Origin of the sequence: Thiohalorhabdus denitrificans (assembly GCF_001399755.1) — a bacterium.
GTDB lineage: Bacteria > Pseudomonadota > Gammaproteobacteria > Thiohalorhabdales > Thiohalorhabdaceae > Thiohalorhabdus > Thiohalorhabdus denitrificans.
Window position 1 is genome coordinate 20,601 of the sequence record NZ_LJCP01000009.1, and the last position, 18,927, is coordinate 39,527.

Consider the following 18,927-nt stretch of genomic DNA (forward strand, 5'->3'; position numbering starts at 1 on the left):
CGGGGCATGGCCGCCGCTCCCGAGGAGTTCCCCACCGACCCTGCCGCCGCCCGGGAGGTGCAGGAGGGGCTGCGGCAGCGGGTGCGCCTCGAGCCTTACCACGGGCCGGTGGAGCGGGTGGCCGGGGTCGACGCCGCCTTCCTCGGCGATCAGGTGGTGGCCGTGGTGGTGGTGCTCCGCTTCCCCGAGTTGACGGTGGAGGAGGAGGCGGTCGCCGTCCGTCCCGTTCCCTTCCCCTACGTGCCCGGCCTGCTGTCCTTCCGCGAGGGACCGGCGGTGCTGGAGGTCTTTCGAGCCGTCGCCAATCCCCCCGATCTGATCCTGTTCGACGGGCAGGGCATCGCCCACCCGCGGCGCCTTGGCATCGCCGCCCACCTGGGCGTGCTCCTGGACCGCCCGGCCATCGGCGTGGCCAAGTCCCGGCTCACCGGGACCTTTGACGAGGGGGCGCTGGGCGCGGAGAAGGGCGCCCGCGTGCCCCTCACCGAGGCGGGGGAGGTTCTGGGGGCGGTGGTGCGCAGCCGCACCAACGTCCGGCCCCTGTTCGTCAGTCCCGGGCACCGCTGCGACGCGGACTCAGCCGTGGACTGGACGCTGGCCTGCTGCACGCGCTACCGCCTGCCCGAGCCCACCCGGCTGGCCGACCGCCGGGCCGGGGAGCACAAGCGGGAGAGGAGATCCCATGGCTGAGATGCATCGCTTGCTGGAGATCATGGCCCGCCTGCGGGATCCCGAGGGAGGATGCCCCTGGGACCGCCAGCAGACCTTCGGCTCCATCGTCCCCCACACCCTGGAGGAGGCCTACGAGGTGGCCGACGCCATCGAGCGGGCGGACTGGGAGCACCTCCCCGCCGAGCTCGGCGATCTGCTCTTCCAGGTGGTCTTCTACGCCCGGCTCGGCGAGGAGGCCGGCCGCTTCGACTTTCGGGACGTGGTGGAGGCGGTGAGCGCCAAGCTCGTGCGCCGGCACCCCCACGTCTTCGGCGCCGCGCGGGTGGACTCCGCCGAGGAGCAGAGCCGGGCCTGGGAGGCCCACAAGGCGGAGGAGCGGGCGGCCCGGCGGCACGAGGCGGAGTCGGGCAGCGCCCTGGATGACGTCGCCCGCACCCTGCCGGCGGTCCAGCGCGCCGGCAAACTGCAGGGGCGGGCAGAGCGATCGGGCTTCGAGTGGCCCCGTGACGAGGACCTGTTCGCCAAGGTGGACGAGGAGCTCGACGAGCTGCGCCACGAGGTCCGGGAGGCGGCCCCCCGCGAGCGGGTCGAGCACGAGGTGGGGGACCTGCTGTTCGCCGCTGTGGGCCTGGCGCGCCGCCTCGGCATGGACCCGGAAACGGCCCTGCGCCGTTCCAACGAGCGCTTCGAGCGCCGCTTCCGACACATGGAACGGACCCTGCAGGAGGAGGGCCGGGGCATCGGGGAGACGGATTTCGCCGAGCTCAAGCGCCGTTGGCAGGGGGCCAAGGCGGCCACGGATGGGGACGCGGAGTGACGGAGAAATAGGGGGGCCGGCGAGGGCCGCCCTTCACCGGGTTGAAAACGGTTGGCTTTGGAGAGCGTTGGGGGTATGGTAGCTACCAGGATGGAATGACCCTATGGTGCATACCCTGCTGCTAAATCGCGGAACACGTCCCATTGCCTGGGCAACCTGGCAAGAGCTGGTAATACTCCAGTGCCGGGGCCTGGTCCAACAGCGCATGGGCGACATCGTTTACCGCGTGCACGGCGGGGTCTCCCGGGAAACCGGGGAGCGCAGCATGGTGGAGGTGCCTTCCATCGCCGTGGTGGCCGAGGCACGGCACCCCGGCGACCGGGTTCCCCTCCCCAGGCGCGAGAACCGCGAGCTCTACCAGCGGGACGAGTGGACCTGCCTCTACTGCGGCGGGCGGTTCGACCGCCGTGAGCTCTCCCGCGACCACATCCATCCCCTCTCGCTGGGCGGCGTGGACCGCTGGGAGAACGTGGCCACGGCCTGCCGCCGCTGCAACCGCCTCAAGGGCGGGCGCACCCCCGAGGACGCCCGAATGCCCCTGCTGGCGGTCCCCTACGCGCCCGTCCACGCCGAATGGATGGTCCTCACCGGCCGCAACATCCGGGGCGATCAGATGGAGATCCTCCGCGCCCACCTGCCCCGCAGCAGCCCTCTGCGCCGGAATACCCCCCGCGTCGCCTGAGATTGTTTCCCCCGACGGGCCCGACGGTGCCCGGTTTCCTTGAAGGCACTCGTTCGGGCGCTGCGGCCCCCTAGAGCGGCAGCGTGTAGGCGGGCAGCAGGCCGTGGGCGTGCGCCTCGGCGATGGCCCGCAGGGCGATGTAGGCGAGCACGAAGGCGCTCGCGTCGGCCAGCGCCTTGCGGAAGTAGCGCGGTGAGGTCTCCACCCACTCGGGCTCCTGCCAGCCCTGCCCGAGCCGGGGCCAGAAACGGGGCACCTCTTCCCGGTAGCGCCGGAAGGCCTCGGGATGCTTTTGCGCCAGTTTCTCCTCCTCACTGGCGAGCACACCCGGGTAATAGAGGGCGAAGGCCGCCACCAGCAGGACCAGCAGGATGGGGTTGGCGGTGGTCAGACCGAGGCCGAGGGTCGCCAGGAAGCTGAAGAAGTACAGGGGGTTGCGGGTGACCCCGTAGGGGCCTTCCCGGACCAGATCCGTGTTCTTGCGGCCGCCGATGAATAGCGTCGACAGCAGCCGCCCGAAGATGCCCGCCACCACCAGAAGCAGGCCGATCCAGGCGCCCCCCAGGACCAGCCAGGGCTCGTGGGCCAGCGGGCTCTGGGTGAAGAGGGCCATGAAGATGACTAGCACGGCCACCCCGGCGCTCAGGCGGCGCCGGGTACGGGTGCTGTGCAGGGTGTTCGGTTGGGCTTGTTGCGCCCCTCCAAGGGCCATAGGTTCCCCTCGCTGGCTTGACGGTGCGTTCCTGGCGGCGGGCAAATTTCAACCATCCCGCGGATTTTTGCAACCCTTTCCTGCCGTGTGCGCCGGAAGCGGGGCCGCGGCCCGGGAGCGGCTGCAACCCATGGCGCTCCCGGGAATCCAAATAGTGTACGGCTCGGAATGGAGGCAGCCATGCACTATGCGGACCTTTTGCTTCATATCGACGAGCCCCTGGATGAGGGGTCGGCGGAACGGCTGACCGGGGTGCTGGAGGGATTGCCGGGGGTGGCGGGAGCGCGGCACGACCCCCACCGCGAGCACCTCTTTGTCGTGGACTTCGACCCCGGGGAGATCGCCCCCATGGGGGTCCTGGAGGCGGCCCGGCGGGCCGGATACCACGGCGAGCTGGTGGGGCTCTAGCCCTTTCCCCGTTCGGGCGGGCCCCGTTCCAAGGGCCCGCCCGCCGGAAGGCCGCTACACCCCGCTTCCCTCGGCGACGCCCGTGCTCCAGCCCGTGCGGGCCGGCAGCTCGGCCAGATCCAGTCGCTCCGCCGGACGGGGCCGGAGCACGCCCTCCCGGCCGCGGTTCTGCGCCAGCTTCTCGGCCAGGGTCTCCATGGGCGCCTCCTCACCGTGCACTACCGCCACCGCGGGGCCGCCGGAGAACTCCGCGTACCAGCGCCGCAGCCCGTCGCTGTCGGCGTGGGCGGAGAAGCCGCCCACGGTGTGGACCCGGGCCCCCACCTTGACGGGCTCTCCCCAGAGCTCCACCTCCCGCGCGCCGTCCACCAGGCGCCGTCCCAGGGTGCCCCGCGCCTGATACCCCACGAACACCAGATGGGCCGCGTCCCGCCACAGGTTGTGCTTCAGGTGGTGCTTGATGCGTCCGCCCGTGCACATGCCGCTGCCGGCGATGATGATGGCCCCGCTCCGGATGCGGTTGATGCCCATGGACTGCTTGGGCGTGCGCGTCATCTGCAGGTTGGGCAGGGCGAAGGGGTTGCCGCCGTTGCGCTGGCTGCGGTTGGTGGCCTCCCGGTCGTAGACCTCCTGGTGCTTGGTGTACACCTGGGTGGTTTCGATGGCCATGGGGCTGTCCAGGAAGACGGACCAGTCGTCCAGCCCCCATTCCCGATAGTGCTTGCCGAAGGCGTAGAGCAGCTCCTGGGTCCGGCCCACGGCGAAGGCGGGGATGAGGATGTTGCCGGCCTCCGCCCGGGCCTCCTGGAGGATGGCGCCCATCTCCTGCCAGGTGGCCGCCCAGGAGCGGTGCAGGCGGTCTCCGTAGGTGGACTCCATGACCACCAGGTCCGCCTCCTCGATGCCCTCGGGATCGCGCAGGATGGGGGAGCCGCGATGCCCCAGGTCCCCGCTGAACACCAGCTTGCGCCGCTTCCCGTCCTCCTCCAGCCACAGCTCGACGATGGCCGACCCCAGGATGTGGCCGGCGTCCCGGAGGCGCAGCCAGACCCCGGGCAGAATGCGGCGGGTCTCCCCGTAGTCAAGGGCGCGGAAGTGGCGCATGGCCCGCTGCGCCTCCTTGACGGTGTAGAGGGGCTCCACGGGCTCCAGGCGCCGGCGGGCCCGCTTGCGGTTGACGGCCTCCGCCTCCCGTTCGTTGAGGTTGCCGGCGTCCTTGAGCATGATGCGGCACAGGTCGCGGCTGGCGCGGTGGGTGTAGATGGGCCCGTGAAAGCCCGCCTGCACCAGCAGGGGAAGCCGGCCGGAGTGGTCAAGGTGGGCGTGGGTGAGGACCACGGCGTCGATGCGGTCGGCCGCGAAGGGGAAGGGCTCCCGGTTGCGCTCCTCGTCCTCCGGCGCGCCCTGGATCAGGCCGCAGTCCACCAGGAGGCGCCTGCGGCCAACCCGGATCAGAAAGCAGGAACCCGTGACCTCGCGCGCCGCGCCCAGGAACTGGATGTCCATGGGGTCAGCCCCGCGCCGGGCCGGCGTGGGGGCGCCGGGCGCTTCCGCGGCCCGGAAGGGCGGAGTAGGGATACCGGGGCCCCACGGCTCGGGACGCGGAAGGCGAAAAAATCGCTTGGCGCATGGCTTCCCTCTGGTGCTGGGTGAATCTCGCGGCGCGCGCGGCCCAGGGTACCAGAGGGGGAACGGTCTCAGCGTTGCCGGCGGGTGCTGCGCGCGCTGCGCCTGCGGCGGGGTCGGCGCCGGGACGGCTCCTGGCGCAGGCGTCGGCGGCGATGAATGGTGCGGGACACGGGGTGGCTGCGCTTCATAGGGTTCCCTCCTGGCGTTCGGACCCGTTCCGGGCTCTGGAGGGGTCCATTCCGGACCGAGCGGATTGCAGTTTGTTTACGGCCCGGAAAGGAGCGCCCCGGGAAACCGGGGCGCGCTGCACGGCGTATCGCGTGCCGGCCTCAGGCCGGGGCGGTGCTGCCGGAGCGTTGCTTCTTGCCGGCGGCACCGGAGCCTCCGGCTGCGCTTTCCGGCAGGGCGTTGAGGACGGTGGCCGCCAGGTCGGCCTGCCGGTCGGTGTCCAGGTCCCGGATCTCCCGCTCGAAGCGGATCCCCAGGTCGTCGGCCACGCGGCCCAGGGCCTCCTCGTTGTATTTGATGCCCGGATAGTAGCGCCGGGTAATCAGATGCAGCTTCATCTTGATGAGGTCGCTCTCGCAGACGCACATACGTCACCTCCTCGTGAGGCGGGGAAAATTCCAGAATGCGCCGCCACCGGGACGGGATCAAGGCGGGGTAACCCTTCGTCAGGCGGGCGGCGGGCGTTACAATAAGAGCCTTTTTGCGCGGGGGTAGTCATGGCAACGGTGCAGCTGGATGCCCAGGAGCTGGCCGTCACGGCTTGGTTCGTGGAGAGCGCGGTGGTCTCCCTGAAGGAGTACCTCGAAGAAGAAGGGGAGGAGGCGGACTCGGAAGAAGGAATGGAGTCCGCCATGCGCGTGCGTGATCTCTCCCTCCTCGAGGAGGTCCGGGCCGCCCTCCAGGGCGGGCCCGGCCAGACCGAGGGCGCGGCCCTGGAGCTTACCCCCGAGCAGCTGGAGCGTCTCGGCCGGCTGGCCGACGACGCCGCCGCCCTTTGCCGGGGGGAGCGCCCCCGGCCAGAGATGCAGGAAATGCCCCTTCCACCGGACGCCGGGGCGCTGGCCCACACCCTGGAGGGCCTCCGCGATCGGCTCCGCGCCCATCCCCAGCACCCCGAACCGGACGCCTGAGTCGGTTCCCCACAACGAGCAGCGAGGCACGACGCATGAGCCGCGAGGCGGACTATTGGATCGACAAGCTCGGCATGACCGCGCACCCGGAAGGCGGGTACTTCCGGGAGACCTTCCGGGCCCCGGAGCGGATCGGGGACTCCCAGCTCCCCGAGCGGTACGACGGTGACCGCGCCTTCAAGACGGCCATCTACTTCCTGCTGAAAAGCGACCAGATGTCCGCTTTCCACCGCATGGAGTCCGACGAGCTCTGGTTCTTCCACGCCGGCAGCCGCACGGCCATCTACTGCCTCCATCCCGGCGGCGAGCGCGAGGACATCCACCTGGGCCCGGACCCGGAGGCGGGTCAGGAGCTGCAGGCCGTCATTCCCCGCGGCACCTGGTTCGGGGCGGAGGTGCTGGAGCCCGAAAGCTACGTGCTGGTGAGCTGCACGGTGGCCCCCGGCTTCGAGTTCGACGATTTCCGCCTGGGCGGACGCGCGGAGCTGCAGGAGCGCTTCCCCGACCACGCCGCCCTGATCGACCGGCTGACCATCGAGCCCTAGCGAGGATTACCCATGAGCGACGACGGGCAGCGACCGCCCATGCTGGGGGTGATCGGCGGCAGCGGGGTCTACGACATCACGGGGCTGGAGCAGGCCCGCTGGGAGCAGGTGGAGACCCCCTTCGGCGACCCCTCGGACCACATCCTGGTGGGCGAGCTGGAGGGGCTTCCGGTGGCCTTCCTGCCCCGCCACGGCCGGGGGCATCCCCTGCCGCCCAGCGGCGTCAACTACCGGGCCAACATCGACGCCCTCAAGCGCCTGGGGGTGACCGACGTCCTGTCCCTGAGCGCGGTGGGCTCCCTCCGCGAGGAGCTGGCCCCGGGCACCTTTGTGCTCGTGGACCAGTTCATCGACCGCACCATCGAGCGGGACAAGAGCTTCTTCGGCCCGGGCCTGGTGGCCCATGTCTCCATGGCGGAGCCGGTCTGCAACCGCCTCGCCGACCTGGTGGAACGGGTAGCGGTGGAGGAGGAGCTGCCGGTACGGCGCGGCGGCACCTACCTGGCCATGGAGGGGCCGCAGTTCTCCAGCCGCGCCGAGTCGGAGATGTACCGCGCCTGGGGCTGCGACGTGGTGGGCATGACCAACATGCCCGAGGCCAAGCTGGCTCGGGAGGCGGAGCTGTGCTACGCCACCGTGGCCATGGTCACCGACTTCGACTGCTGGCACCCCGACCACGGCAACGTGGAGGTGGCGGACGTCATCCGCGTGCTCCAGGCCAACGCTAGCAAGGCCCGCTCCCTGGTGGAGGCCGTGGCCGAGAGCTTCGGGCACCGTCCCGACCCCTGCCCCCAGGGCTGCGACCGCGTCCTGGACACCGCCCTGATCACCATGCCCCAGGCCCGCGATCCCGAGAGGCTCCGCTGCCTCGACGCTGTCGCGGGCCGTGTCCTGACCAACGATACGGAGTAGTCATGAGCCAGAACCAGGCCCTTCGGGACCGGGTCCGTTCCATCCCCGACTATCCCAAGCCCGGCATCGTCTTCCGCGACATCACCACCCTGCTGCAGGATCCGGCGGGCTTCCGCGAGACGGTGGATCGGCTGGTGACCCCCTTCGGCACCCACGAGGTGGACAAGGTGGTGGGCGTGGAGGCGCGCGGTTTCATCATCGGCGGCGCGGTGGCCCACCAGCTGCACGCCGGCTTCGTTCCGGCCCGCAAGATGGGCAAGCTGCCGTGGGAGACGGTGAGCGCCGAATACGAGCTGGAGTACGGCACCGACGCCATCCAGATGCACACCGACTGCATCGACAAGGGCGAGCGGGTGCTGCTCGTGGATGACCTCATCGCCACCGGGGGCTCCGCCGGCGCCGCGCTGGATCTGGTGGAGCAGGTGGGCGGCGCGGTCGTGGGCTGCTCCTTCGTCATCGATCTGCCCGATCTGGGCGGCAGCACCCGGCTGCGCGAGCGCGGCTACCAGGTCTCGGCGCTGATGGAGTTCGAGGGCGACTGAGGTGCGCATCGACGGCACCCCCTACCGCGCCATCTGGCTGGCCGAGGACGGCTGGTCGGTATCCATCATCGACCAGACGCGCCTGCCCTGGGACTGGGCGGTGGCCCGCCTCACCACCGCGGAGGAGGCCGCCGAGGCCATCGAGACCATGCGGGTGCGCGGCGCCCCGCTGATCGGCGCCACGGCCGCCTACGGCCTGTGCCTGGCCCTGCGGATCGACGCCTCCGACGCCGCGCTGGAGGCGGCCCATGACCGGCTGCTGGCCACCCGGCCCACGGCCGTGAACCTGCGCTGGGCCCTGGAGGCCATGCGGGAGCGCCTGCGGGCCCTGCCACCGCCGGAACGGGTGGCGGCTTCCTACGCCCAGGCGGCGGAGATCGCAGAGGGCGAGGTGGCCACCTGCCGCCGCATCGGCGAGCACGGCTTGGCCCTGATCGAGGAGGCTCGGCGGGGCAAGAGCGGGGGACCGGTGAATATCCTCACCCACTGCAACGCCGGGTGGCTGGCCTGCGTGGACTGGGGCACCGCCCTGGCGCCTGTCTACCGGGCCTTCGACGCCGGGATCCCGGTGCACGTGTGGGTGGACGAGACCCGGCCGCGCAACCAGGGGGCCTCCCTCACCGCCTGGGAGCTGGGCAAGCACGGCGTGCCCCACACCCTGGTGGCCGACAACGCCGGCGGCCATCTCATGCAGCGGGGGCAGGTGGACCTCTGCATCGTGGGTACCGACCGCACGACCCGCCGTGGCGACGTGGCCAACAAGATCGGCACCTACCTCAAGGCCCTGGCCGCCCGCGAGGCCGGTGTCCCCTTCTACGTGGCCCTGCCCGGCTCCACCATCGACTGGACGGTGGCCGACGGCTTGGCGGAGATCCCCATCGAGGAGCGCGGCGCGGCGGAGGTGACGCACGTAACGGGCCGTACCGCGGCGGGGGAGGTGGCCACGGTGGCCCTGGCCCCGGAGGGGACCCCCGCCGCCAACCCCGCCTTCGACGTGACCCCGGCGTCCCTGGTGACCCGACTGGTGACCGAGCGCGGCATCTGCCCGGCCTCGGAGGAGGGGCTTATGGGCCTGTATCCGGAGCGGGCCTCGGCCTGAGGGGGCGGTAGCCGGGGTTTCCCCCACCCTGGATAAGGGGCAGGGTAAAAGGGGAAAGGGGCAACCAGCTATGGACCTGGCGCGGGAATTGCTTGCGGCCGGTGGAGGAGGAATCGCCCATGCGCCTACGTTCCAAGCTCCTGTTGCTGCTGGCCGCCGCCACCCTGCCGCCGCTTCTGGCCATCCTCCTGTACGCGGGGCATCTGAGCTCGCGGACGCTGGAGGAGCAGGTGAACCGGGATATGCACCTGCTCCTCCAGCGGGGTGTGGCGGAGGTGGAGACCCTGCTCGACAACCAGAAGGCCACCGCCCGGGCCCTCGCCGAGGTGCCAGTGCTGCGGCGGTACCTGGACGCGGTGACGGACGGAGGGGACCCCGGCGAGGCCCGCTCCCGCCTGGAGGAGTACCTGCTCGCCTTCCAAGAGGCCAAGCCGACGGTCCAGGGGGTACGGTTCCTTGATCTCCGGGGCAACTCCCTGGTGAAGGTGAAGCAGGGCCGGATCGTTCCCCCGGAAGGAACCGGGGATCACGGCCTGCCCGTGGTGGCCAACCACGCCCACAAGAAGTTCTTTCGCGACGCCCGGTTCCTGGAGTCGGACGAGGTGGGGGTCTCCAACTTCGAGCTGGGAAGCGTGAGTCCGGACAAGGACTTCTGTCCCGCCATGATCCGCTTCACCACCCCGCTGGAGCACGGGGGCGAGCGTCTCGGGTACCTGGTGGTCAATGTCTGGGGGCGCCACCTGGACCGCATGCTCGGTGGCATGATCGCCGAGCGCAAGGGGCACGCCTTCCTGGCCGAATACAACCGCATCGATTTGCCGCGGGACGGGGTCTTCCTCTACCACCCCGACGAATCCAAGCGCTTCGCCAACCAGCGGCGCCATTCCGCCTACCTGGGCGGCGTCCTGGGCGAGCCGGCCGCCCGACGGATCCACACCCAGGAGCAGGGCATGGTCGTCCTGCCGGACAGCGGCGACCGGATCTATTTCAACCGCTTCAGCCCCTATGGGGACCCCACCCGGGCCTGGGTTCTGGGGATCCGGGCGGATACGGCCGCCCTCCTGAGCCCCACCCGGGAACTGCTCTTCTCCATCGCCGCGGTGGGCCTGGTGGCTCTTTTGGCCATTCTGGGCCTGTCCCGGTGGGCGGCCGCGGGGGTGACCACCCCCATCCACCGCTTGGCCAGCAAGGTGCGCCGTCTGGCCGAAGGGGACCTGTCCGTGCGCTGTCGCACCGACCGGTCCGACGAGGTGGGCAGCCTGGCCCGCACCTTCGACTATCTCGCCGATAGCCTGGAGCAGGCGCAGCGGGAGCGGGACCAGGCGGAGGAACAGGCCTGCCGGGCCGCCAAGCTGGCCTCGGTAGGCGAGCTGGCCGGGGGCCTTGCCCACGAGATCAACAACCCCCTGAACAATATCCGCTCCCTGGCCACCCTTATCGAGCGGGACCTGCCCGCGGACGTCCCCGAACGGGCGGCCCGGGACCTGCGCACCCTGCGCCAGGAGTGCGAGCAGTGCAGCCGCATCATCCAGGGCCTGCTCAATTTCGGCCGGCAGATGGACCCGGAGCTGCGCGAGGTGGACCTGCCGACCCTGGTGGAGCAGAGCCTCCAGCTCCTCGAGCGCAAGGCCCGGGCCGGAGGGGTGGGCCTGGTGTACGAGCAGCCATCCGGCCCCGTTCCCCCCGTCCTGGGCGATCCCCACCAGCTACAGCAGGTCCTCGTGAATGTCCTGCTCAATGCCATCCAGGCCAGCCCCGACCAGTCGGCCGTGCGGGTCACAATGGCCTGTGCCGGGGAAGGGGTGGAGGTGCGCGTTGCCGACGAGGGGGCCGGCATCCCCCGGGAGACCCTGGACCGGATCTTCGATCCCTTCTTCTCCACCAAGCCGGAGGGCCAGGGGTCTGGACTGGGGCTGTCGGTGAGCTACGGGATCGTGGCCCGGCACGGCGGCGAGATCCACGTGGACAGCCTCCCCGGGGCGGGTACCACCGTGCGTCTCTCCCTGCCCACGGAGGCCGGCGGGGGTGCCGGGGAACCGGTCGCAGAGGGGCGGGCCGCGGACGAGACTCGGACCGAGGAGGGGGTGAACAGTGTCGGCTGAGCACGCCCGGATCCTGTTCGTGGACGACGACCCCGTCACCTGCACCATCTTCGAGCGATTCTGCGAGGACCGCGCCTACGCCGGCACCGTGCTGGATTCCGCCGAGAAGGCGGTGGCCCGGTTCCGCCAGGAGCCCTTCGATCTGGTGGTGACGGATCTGCGCATGCCCGGCATGGACGGGCTCGCCTTCGTCCGCGCCCTCAAGGAGCACGACCCGGAGGTGGCCGTGCTGGTGGTGACCGGCTACTCCTCCGTGGAGAACGCGGTGGAGTCCATCAAGGCGGGGGCCCTGGATTTCATCAAGAAGCCCTTCGACCTGGACGAGCTGGGCATCCAGATCGAACAGGCCCTCCAGCAGGTCCGGCTGGTCCGGGAGAACAGCCTGCTCAAGCGGCGGCTCCGGGACGAGCAGGCGGACTTCGGCATGGTGGGCTCCAGCCCCGCCATGGAGCCGGTCTTCGAGCGCATCCGCAAGGTGGCGGACATCCCCTGCAACGTCCTGATCACCGGCGAGTCCGGCACCGGCAAGGAGCTGGTGGCGCGGGCCCTCCACGACGCCGGCGAGCGGGCCGAGCAGCCCTTCGTGGTGATCGACTGCGGCGCCCTTACGGACACCCTCCTGGAGTCGGAGCTGTTCGGCCACGAAAAGGGCGCCTTCACCGGGGCCAACGCCCGCAAGCGGGGGCTCCTGGAATCGGCCCAGGGCGGCACGGTGTTCCTCGACGAGATCTGCAATATCTCCGACGCCATGCAGATGAAGCTCCTGCGTGTCCTGCAGGAGCAGCAGGTGACCCGCGTGGGCGGGGTGCAGCCGCAGTCCATCGACGCCCGCTTCGTGGTGGCCACCAACCGGGACCTGGCCGCCATGGTGGAGGCGGGAGAATTCCGCCACGACCTCTACCACCGCCTGAACGTGGTGGGTATCGAGCTGCCCCCGCTCCGCCGGCGGACGGAGGACATCCCGGCCCTGACCCGGTTCTTCGTGCAGGAGGTCCGGGACCGCTACGGCCGCCAGGTGGAGGGGTTCACGGCCGAGGCCCTGGGCCGTCTGACCGCCCTGCCGTGGCCCGGCAACCTCCGCGAGCTCCGCAACCTGGTGGAGCGCTGCGTGGTGCTCGCCGACAGTCCCTGGATCGGGCCCGACCTGGTGGACCAGCTCATCGAGCAGTCCGAAACGGAGGCCCCGTCCCCCGAGCCCGCGGGAACAGGGGCGGGGGACCCGGATGAGGGAGCGGATCTGCCCCTGATGGCCTCCCTGGAGGAGGTGGAGCGGCGCCACATCCTGCGCGTGCTGGAGGCCGTGGACGGCCACCGCGAGCAGGCCGCCCGCATTCTGGGCGTCAACAAGACCACCCTCTGGCGCAAGCTGAAGCGGTTCGCTCCGGGGGAGAAGGCCTAACGCGGGCGCGAGCGTTGCATCTTGCAGGGAAGGGCCGGTTGCATCTTGCAACCGGCCTTTTCATTTTGCACCGCCGCCCCTGCGGGAACGGGGATAAAGTCCTAATTTTTCAAAACAAATAATCATGGCATCGCGCTTGCTCAAGGAGGGGCAGGAAACACCTGCAATGGAGGAGCGCGAAATGTTCAGGATCCTGCCGAGTACGCTCGGCGTCCTCTGCCTGGGCCTCTTCTTGGCCGCCTCGGCGCAGGCCGAGGGCTATCCCTATGAGAAGGGCCAGAAGGCCGTCTATCAGGTCAACGAGATCGATCGGGCCGGTGCCGCCCTGCGCAACATCGCCAACCATATCAACGCCACCGGGAGTCCCATGGAGGGCCGCGCGGACATTGCGGTGGTCACCCATTCCAGCGGTGTATTCATGCTCCTGGAAGGGGCCACCGACCGGAAGGGCCGCGCCTATGAGCCCCGTATCCAGGACCTCATGAGCAAGGGCGTGGAGTTCCTGCAGTGCCAGAACACCCTCGACGGCCACGGCCTGAAGAAGAGCGACCTGGTGGACGGGGTGAAGATCGTCCCATCCGGGGTCGCGGAGCTGGCCAAGAAGCAGGCCAACGGCTACGCCTTCATCAAGCCCTGATCCCCCAACCCGATCACGGTGCGCCCCGGCAGGGGTGCACCACTCCGGAGGAAGCCATGAAGGACATGATCAAGCGGCACGCGCCCAAGGGGCTGTTGGTCGTCCTCGCCCTACTGGTGGGGCCGGTCCAGGCCCAGCCGGAAAGCCTGGCGGACCATCAGGTGGTGGTGCAGATCTCCGAGGGCGATGCCTTCAAGCAGAAGATCGTGCTGAACAACGTCTCCAATCTGCTCAAGCACTACGGTCCCGACCTTGTGGATATCGAGGTGGTGGCCTACGGGCCGGGCCTGCGCCTGCTGTTCGAGGACAACGCCAACCAGGGCCGCATCGACAACCTCATGAAGCAGGGCGTGGAGTTCTCCGCCTGCTCCAACACCATGGCCAATATGGGCAAGGACCTGGACGACCTGATCGCGGGCACGGAAAAGGTCGCCGGCGGGGTGGTGTACCTCATGGAGCGCCAGGAGGAGGGCTGGTCCTACCTGCGTCCGTGACCGATGGGTGCCAGGGAACCGGCCTTTCGGCAACAAAAGGGAAGGAAACGCATGACCAATAGCGTTCGCAATACGGCTGTTGCAGTGGCGCTGGCAGCGGGGGTCGGCGGGGCCACCAGCGCGCAGGCCTCAAACTGGATCCTGCTGCAGGGCACCGAGCCCTTCGGCAAGGCGCACACCCTGCAGGCCTGGGGGTTCCTGCAGCCGACGTTCCGGTCCATCGAGGATGAAGACCTGGATGTCCCCGGCACTCCCTTCGACGGTGACCGGGCGGTATTCAACACCCTGGGTCCTGACCGGCAATCGGCGCAGTCCTTCAGCCTGTTCCGGGCTCGGCTGGGGGCGCGGGGGGTACTGCACCCGGTCAACGACAAGATCAATTACTTCTTCCTCGCCGAGTTCGGCGATAACGGCATAACCCGGTTGGGGTCCCCCGGAACAGGGAGCGTCAGCCCGCAGCTCACCGACGCCTCTGTGACCTTCCGGCACTACGCCGGCGGCGGCAGCAGCGATCCCTGGAAGCCCGGGGTCAGCCTGCGCTTCGGCCAGTTCAAGATGCCCCTGGCCGACGAGGGCAGCCGCGGCATCATGTCCTTCGATTACATCAACTTCTCCGAGGTCACCCGGCAGCAGGTGCTGGAGCGCTTCATCCGGAACAACAACGAGGGCATCGACGGCTCCATCTCCGCCTTCCGCGACATCGGCGTGCAGCTGTTTGACGAGATCAAGGTGACCGACAAGTGGGAGGCCACCTGGGCGGCGGCCGTGGGCAACGGCAACGGCATCAATCGCCTGGACAACGACGAGAACCTGGATGTCTACCTGCGCGCTCAGACCGCCTACGTCTTCGATGGCGTCAAGCGCGGCGGGCCCCGGCGGGAGGACCTCAAGCTCTTCGCCTGGAGCCAGCAGGGCAAGCGGCAGTTCGATGACGGCGGCGGGGTGGACGAATACGACCGCAAACGCCATGGGGTGGGCTTCCATTTCTACAAGCAGCCCTACCGCCTAAGCGGCGAGTACATCTGGGGCAGCGGCATGGTGTTCGACGGGGCTACCCGTACGGATAGCGACGGAAATCCGGTCCCTGGTCCGGGCATCAGCGACCCCAACTCCAACTTCGGCTATCTCCCGCAGATCGCCCCGGACGAGGACAATGAGTTCGACGGCTGGTACGTGGAGGGGGCCTACTTCCCCATCCCCAACAAGTTCGGTATCCAGGCCCGTTTCGACCGGCTGAACCGGATGACCAACAATGACGCCCGGCACCGGCAGTTCGATACCTGGACCATCGGTCTGCAGTACTGGAACCACCCGGTGAAGGGCCAGTGGCAGCTCAACTACCGCATCCGCGATCTGGAGGCCCCGGACCTGCCCGGAGGCCACAACGCCAATAAGGTTGGCGAGTCCATGGGCAACGAGATCGGTCTGCAGTACTTCTTCCTGTTCAAGAACGTGGCCCTGCGCTAGGGCCGGGTAGGCTACCGCCCCCTTCCGGCGGCCCCTTCGGGGCCGCCTTTTTTCTTTCCCGCTTCCCCTGCAAGGCGGTAACTCTCCGGGTGGCGCCGGATTCCCGGTTTGAGGCCCCAGTCCCACGAGGCCTCGGACGGCGAGTGGCGGTTGCAATCGTTCACCGCTCCCCCTATCCTTCGCGCCCTTTCGGCGCTGCCGGCCCTCCGGAGCCCATCTCCGGCTGCACCGGCCCCTACCCTGGAGCCGGGCAGGGGCTGTGGTCCCGCCGAGTGCTCTCGCGAGGGGAGGAAGTGGTCCTCCGCCATAGGGCTCTTCCCGCCGTACGTCCTCTATCCGCATCCCGAACCCCGGCCCGGCCGGCCTCCGGCCTTCCGCTTGGCGTGTCCCGGAGGGCGGCCGGGCGGGGAGAAGTCCGTTTTCAACCAAGAGGGGAACCTGTCGCATGGGCATGTCCATCTCCCGCGCGCTCGCGGCCTCCGTCCTCGGGGCCGGGGCGCTGGGTCTTTCCGCCCCCGCCGGGGCGGCCAACTGGCTGGTGCTCACCAGCTCCGAGCCGGCGGAGGACCCCGCCGGCCTGCGGCTGTTCGGCTTCATGCAGCCCACCTATCGGTACATCGACGACGGTGACAAGCCGGATCTGGCCGGCACCCTTCTGGAAGGGGCGGCCCCCGATGGCAACCGCCCCATTTTCAACACCCTGTCCCCCGACCGCTCCAGCAACCAGGGCTTCAACCTGTTCCGTGCGCGGGTCGGCGCCCGGGGCGCGCTGCACGCCGTGGACGACGACATCCACTACTTTTTCCTGACGGAGTGGGGGAACAACGGCATCACCCGGCTGGCCGATCCCGGCAACGACAGCGCCAGCCCCCAGCTTACCGATGCCTCGGTGACGCTGCGTCACTTTGCTGGCGGCGGCAGCGACGACATCTGGGAGCCGGGCGTCAGCCTGCGGTTCGGGCAGTTCCAGTGGCCGGTGGCTGACGAGGCGCTGCGCGGCATCATGGCCTTCGACTACATCAACTTCTCCGAGGTGACCCGGCAGCAGGTCAACGAGCGGTTCGTGCGGGCCAACCAAAGTATTGACGGAACCAAGGATCTGACCGGTTTCGACGGCTCCATCAGCTCCTACCGCGATATCGGCGCCATGGCCTTCGACGAGATGAAGGTTGCCGACCACTGGGAGGCCACCTGGGCCGCCGGCGTGGGCAACGGCAACGGCATCAACCGCACCGACAACGACGACAACATGGATGTCTATCTGCGGGCCCAGACCGCGTATGTGTTCGACGGCGTGAAGCGCGGCGGTCCCCGGCGGGAGGACCTCAAGCTGTTCGCCTGGGCGCAGATGGGCGAGCGGCAGTTCGACGCCGACGGCAACGGGGTCTTCGATGCGGACGAGACCTACGACCGCAACCGCTACGGCGCCGGCTTCCACTTCTACCGCCAGCCCTACCGCCTGAGCGGCGAGTACATCTGGGGCAACGGCATGGTCTACAACGGCACCACCCCGCCGGTGAGCGATCCGGGGACCGGGTTCCAGGACATCGGCGATGTGCAGCCGCAGATGGCCCCGGGGGAGGACAACGAGTTCTACGGCTGGTACCTGGAGGGGGCCTATTTCCCCATCCCCAACAAGCTGGCGGTGCAGGCCCGCTACGACTACCTAGACCGCTTGAGCAGCACGGGTGGAGGATACACCTCGGCCGACGAGCGGGAGTTCGAGACCCTCACCCTGGGTCTGCAGTACTGGAACCACCCGGTGAAGAGTCAGTGGCAGCTCAACTACCGCATCCGCAGTCTGGAGGCCCCGCACAAGCCGGTGGCGGACAAGGTGGGCGCGGCCATGGGCAACGAGATCGGCCTGCAGTACTTCCTGCTGTTCAACAGCACGCCCCTGCGCTAATGCGCTGATCCGCGGCCCGAGTCGGCTTTTTGGGCGGCCCCCTACCCGGGGGCCGTTTTTATTGCGATGGTGTCGGGTGGTCGGGCCAGGGATTGCCCATAAGTAAATTAGGGATTACTGTTAGAGAGGTGGGTACCTACAGAGGGGGCTACCGTGAACCTACGGATAACCATTTCGGCCCTGTCGCTCGGCCTGTTGGCCGCATGGGGCGGCCTTTGGGCGGCGCCTAGCGCGGCGGAGGAGCCCGGGGGCGAGGAGCTGTTCAAGGAGCACTGCGCCACCTGCCACGGCCCCGATGGTGGGGGCGGCATCGGTCTGCCCCTGCACCTGGAGGACTTCCTGCGCATCGCCGACCGGGAGTACCTCATGGAGACCATGCGCCACGGCCGGCCCGGCCGGGTAATGCCCGGCTTCGAGCACATCCTGAGCAAGGAGGAACGGGGGCGCATCGCGGACTTCATCCAGGGATGGCGGGAGGGCCCGCAGGCCGAGCTTCCCGAGGTGGGCGAAGGGGATCCCGCGCGCGGCGCGGATCTGTTCGCGCGGCACTGCGCCGACTGCCACGGTCCCCAGGGCCGGGGCGGCACCCAGCCCCGGGAGGCCCCCGGCCACATCACGGGCGAGGAGCAGGTGGTTCCCCCGGCGCTGAACAACTCCGGCTTCCTGGCGGCGGCCAGCGACCGTTTCATCAAGGCCACCATGCTGCGCGGCCGGGAGGGCACCCCCATGACCCCCTTCGGCGAGGCGGAGGAGCTCTCAGATCAGCAGATGGACGATCTGGTGGCCTTCATCCGCGGCTGGGGGGAGGGCGTGGACCCGCTCGCCGAGCCCGTGATCGAGGTGCGCTCGGACATGCCCATGGACGAGCTCATCCCCATGCTCAAGATGTCCATCAACAGCCACAACTTCGTCTTCATCCGGCAGCAGACCCTCTACGAGGACCTGCCGCCGGAGGGGGAGGAGGCCGAGAGCCCGGTCCATATCCTGCATTTCTGCAGCTTCGGGCTGCTCGACAAGGCGCTGGAGGTGGACGAGCGGGTGGGGACCTTCCTGCCCTGCCAGATCACCGTCTACCGGGAGGGCGGCCAGACGGTGATGAGCGCCATCAATCCCAAGGCGCTGTCCCCGCTATTCCACAAACCGGAGCTGGAGCTGTTCTGCTCGCTGGTGAGCGAGCAGTACCTAAAGATCATGCAGGAGGCGAGCTTCTGATGGTGACAAGGATTCTCATAGCCCTGGCCCTGCTGGTGTCCGCCCCCCTGGCGGGGGCCGCCCAGGGCAACCCGAACTTCTTCGAGCGGGAGATCTCCGGTGCCTCCGTGGAGCTGGTGCTCAGCCAGCTGCAGAACGCCATCGATGAAGCGGGCTTCACCTTCATGCGGGTGCAGAATGTGGACAAGGGCCTGGCGGCCAAGGGTTTCGACCGCCCGCCTTACAAGATCGTCTTCTTCGGCGACCGGGAGGCTTTCGAGAAGGCCCGGGAGATCGATCCCCGGGTCACGCCCTACCTGCCCTTGAAGATCACCCTCTACGAGGACGAGGCCGGCAATTCGCATCTGTCCGTGGTGGATCCGGCCGTGGTGGGGCGGATGTTCAACCCCGGGCTCCAGGAGCAGTTCCAGGACTGGTCGCGCCGGATGCAGCAAATCCTCGACACCACCACGGAGGAGGTGGAAGGGAGCACCTTCTCCCCGTAGCCGAAGATCCGGCCGGTGCCGCCGGCCGGGTCTTCGTTCCCCCTCCCTCGCTTCCTTCCCGCTTGTTC

The 18,927-nt window shown here is 69.2% G+C and carries 20 protein-coding genes; 17 read left to right on the forward strand and 3 right to left on the reverse strand.

Features of this window, described 5'->3' with window-relative positions; translation table 11 throughout:
* Positions 1 to 6 precede the first annotated feature (6 nt).
* The 3 genes from nfi (at position 7) to AN478_RS06245 (ending at position 2,171) form a co-directional block, all read left to right on the forward strand.
* Positions 7 to 690, forward strand: coding sequence for a deoxyribonuclease V (nfi, locus tag AN478_RS06235; RefSeq protein ID WP_054965761.1), 684 nt, complete (start codon positions 7 to 9; stop codon positions 688 to 690).
* Positions 683 to 1,489, forward strand: coding sequence for a nucleoside triphosphate pyrophosphohydrolase (mazG, locus tag AN478_RS06240; RefSeq protein WP_054965762.1), 807 nt, complete (start codon positions 683 to 685; stop codon positions 1,487 to 1,489). The genes nfi and mazG overlap by 8 nt, the downstream gene beginning before the upstream one ends.
* 205 nt (positions 1,490 to 1,694) lie before the next feature.
* A complete protein-coding gene (locus AN478_RS06245) occupies positions 1,695 to 2,171 on the forward strand; it encodes an HNH endonuclease (RefSeq protein ID WP_176758778.1) in 477 nt (158 codons plus the stop codon).
* A 70-nt stretch (positions 2,172 to 2,241) separates the two neighbouring features.
* Here the strand turns inward: AN478_RS06245 and AN478_RS06250 are convergent, their stop codons facing one another.
* Positions 2,242 to 2,883: a methyltransferase family protein gene (locus AN478_RS06250; protein ID WP_054965764.1), complete on the reverse strand. Its 642-nt coding sequence runs from the start codon at positions 2,881 to 2,883 to the stop codon at positions 2,242 to 2,244.
* A gap of 180 nt (positions 2,884 to 3,063) precedes the next feature.
* Here AN478_RS06250 and AN478_RS06255 point away from each other — a divergent pair, with 180 nt between their 5' ends.
* Positions 3,064 to 3,291: a hypothetical protein gene (locus tag AN478_RS06255; protein ID WP_054965765.1), complete on the forward strand. Its 228-nt coding sequence runs from the start codon at positions 3,064 to 3,066 to the stop codon at positions 3,289 to 3,291.
* Positions 3,292 to 3,345: 54 nt separating this feature from the next.
* On the opposite strand, the gene AN478_RS06260 is transcribed toward AN478_RS06255, so the two are convergent.
* Together AN478_RS06260 and AN478_RS06265 are read right to left on the reverse strand one after the other, a co-directional pair.
* The gene (locus AN478_RS06260; RefSeq protein ID WP_054965766.1) at positions 3,346 to 4,797 is read right to left on the reverse strand and encodes an MBL fold metallo-hydrolase RNA specificity domain-containing protein; all 1,452 of its coding nucleotides are present in this window, start codon (positions 4,795 to 4,797) and stop codon (positions 3,346 to 3,348) included.
* 452 nt (positions 4,798 to 5,249) lie between these two features.
* The gene (locus tag AN478_RS06265) at positions 5,250 to 5,516 is read right to left on the reverse strand and encodes a hypothetical protein (protein WP_054965767.1); all 267 of its coding nucleotides are present in this window, start codon (positions 5,514 to 5,516) and stop codon (positions 5,250 to 5,252) included.
* A gap of 129 nt (positions 5,517 to 5,645) precedes the next feature.
* On the opposite strand from AN478_RS06265, the gene AN478_RS06270 reads away from it, so the two are divergent.
* The 13 genes from AN478_RS06270 (at position 5,646) to AN478_RS06330 (ending at position 18,859) form a co-directional block, all read left to right on the forward strand.
* Positions 5,646 to 6,059 (forward strand): hypothetical protein, encoded by a 414-nt coding sequence (locus AN478_RS06270; RefSeq protein WP_054965768.1) that lies wholly within the window; start codon positions 5,646 to 5,648, stop codon positions 6,057 to 6,059.
* Positions 6,060 to 6,094: 35 nt separating this feature from the next.
* Positions 6,095 to 6,604 (forward strand): cupin domain-containing protein, encoded by a 510-nt coding sequence (locus AN478_RS06275; RefSeq protein ID WP_054965769.1) that lies wholly within the window; start codon positions 6,095 to 6,097, stop codon positions 6,602 to 6,604.
* Between the two features lie 12 nt (positions 6,605 to 6,616).
* Positions 6,617 to 7,516, forward strand: a complete 900-nt coding sequence (locus AN478_RS06280; protein WP_054965770.1) for an S-methyl-5'-thioadenosine phosphorylase — start codon at positions 6,617 to 6,619, stop codon at positions 7,514 to 7,516.
* A gap of 2 nt (positions 7,517 to 7,518) precedes the next feature.
* Entirely contained in the window at positions 7,519 to 8,058 is a 540-nt protein-coding gene (locus tag AN478_RS06285; protein WP_054965771.1) for an adenine phosphoribosyltransferase, read from the forward strand.
* A 1-nt stretch (position 8,059) separates the two neighbouring features.
* On the forward strand, positions 8,060 to 9,157 hold the full coding sequence (mtnA, locus tag AN478_RS06290; RefSeq protein WP_054965772.1) for an S-methyl-5-thioribose-1-phosphate isomerase: 1,098 nt from the start codon (positions 8,060 to 8,062) through the stop codon (positions 9,155 to 9,157).
* A 119-nt stretch (positions 9,158 to 9,276) separates the two neighbouring features.
* Positions 9,277 to 11,259, forward strand: coding sequence for a sensor histidine kinase (locus AN478_RS06295; RefSeq protein WP_054965773.1), 1,983 nt, complete (start codon positions 9,277 to 9,279; stop codon positions 11,257 to 11,259).
* Positions 11,249 to 12,658, forward strand: coding sequence for a sigma-54-dependent transcriptional regulator (locus AN478_RS14705; RefSeq protein WP_054965774.1), 1,410 nt, complete (start codon positions 11,249 to 11,251; stop codon positions 12,656 to 12,658). The genes AN478_RS06295 and AN478_RS14705 overlap by 11 nt, the downstream gene beginning before the upstream one ends.
* Before the next feature lie 181 nt (positions 12,659 to 12,839).
* The gene (locus tag AN478_RS06305; protein ID WP_176758779.1) at positions 12,840 to 13,295 is read left to right on the forward strand and encodes a DsrE family protein; all 456 of its coding nucleotides are present in this window, start codon (positions 12,840 to 12,842) and stop codon (positions 13,293 to 13,295) included.
* Positions 13,296 to 13,351: 56 nt separating this feature from the next.
* Entirely contained in the window at positions 13,352 to 13,789 is a 438-nt protein-coding gene (locus AN478_RS06310; RefSeq protein WP_054965776.1) for a DsrE family protein, read from the forward strand.
* A 51-nt stretch (positions 13,790 to 13,840) separates the two neighbouring features.
* Complete coding sequence (locus AN478_RS06315; RefSeq protein ID WP_054965777.1) at positions 13,841 to 15,256, forward strand: porin family protein; 1,416 nt, start codon at positions 13,841 to 13,843, stop codon at positions 15,254 to 15,256.
* A 445-nt stretch (positions 15,257 to 15,701) separates the two neighbouring features.
* Positions 15,702 to 17,162, forward strand: coding sequence for a porin family protein (locus AN478_RS06320; RefSeq protein ID WP_054965778.1), 1,461 nt, complete (start codon positions 15,702 to 15,704; stop codon positions 17,160 to 17,162).
* Positions 17,163 to 17,315: 153 nt separating this feature from the next.
* Positions 17,316 to 18,374, forward strand: a complete 1,059-nt coding sequence (locus tag AN478_RS06325) for a c-type cytochrome (RefSeq protein ID WP_054965779.1) — start codon at positions 17,316 to 17,318, stop codon at positions 18,372 to 18,374.
* A complete protein-coding gene (locus tag AN478_RS06330; protein ID WP_054965780.1) occupies positions 18,374 to 18,859 on the forward strand; it encodes a DUF302 domain-containing protein in 486 nt (161 codons plus the stop codon). Before AN478_RS06325 ends, AN478_RS06330 begins: the two co-directional genes overlap by 1 nt.
* Positions 18,860 to 18,927 lie beyond the last annotated feature (68 nt).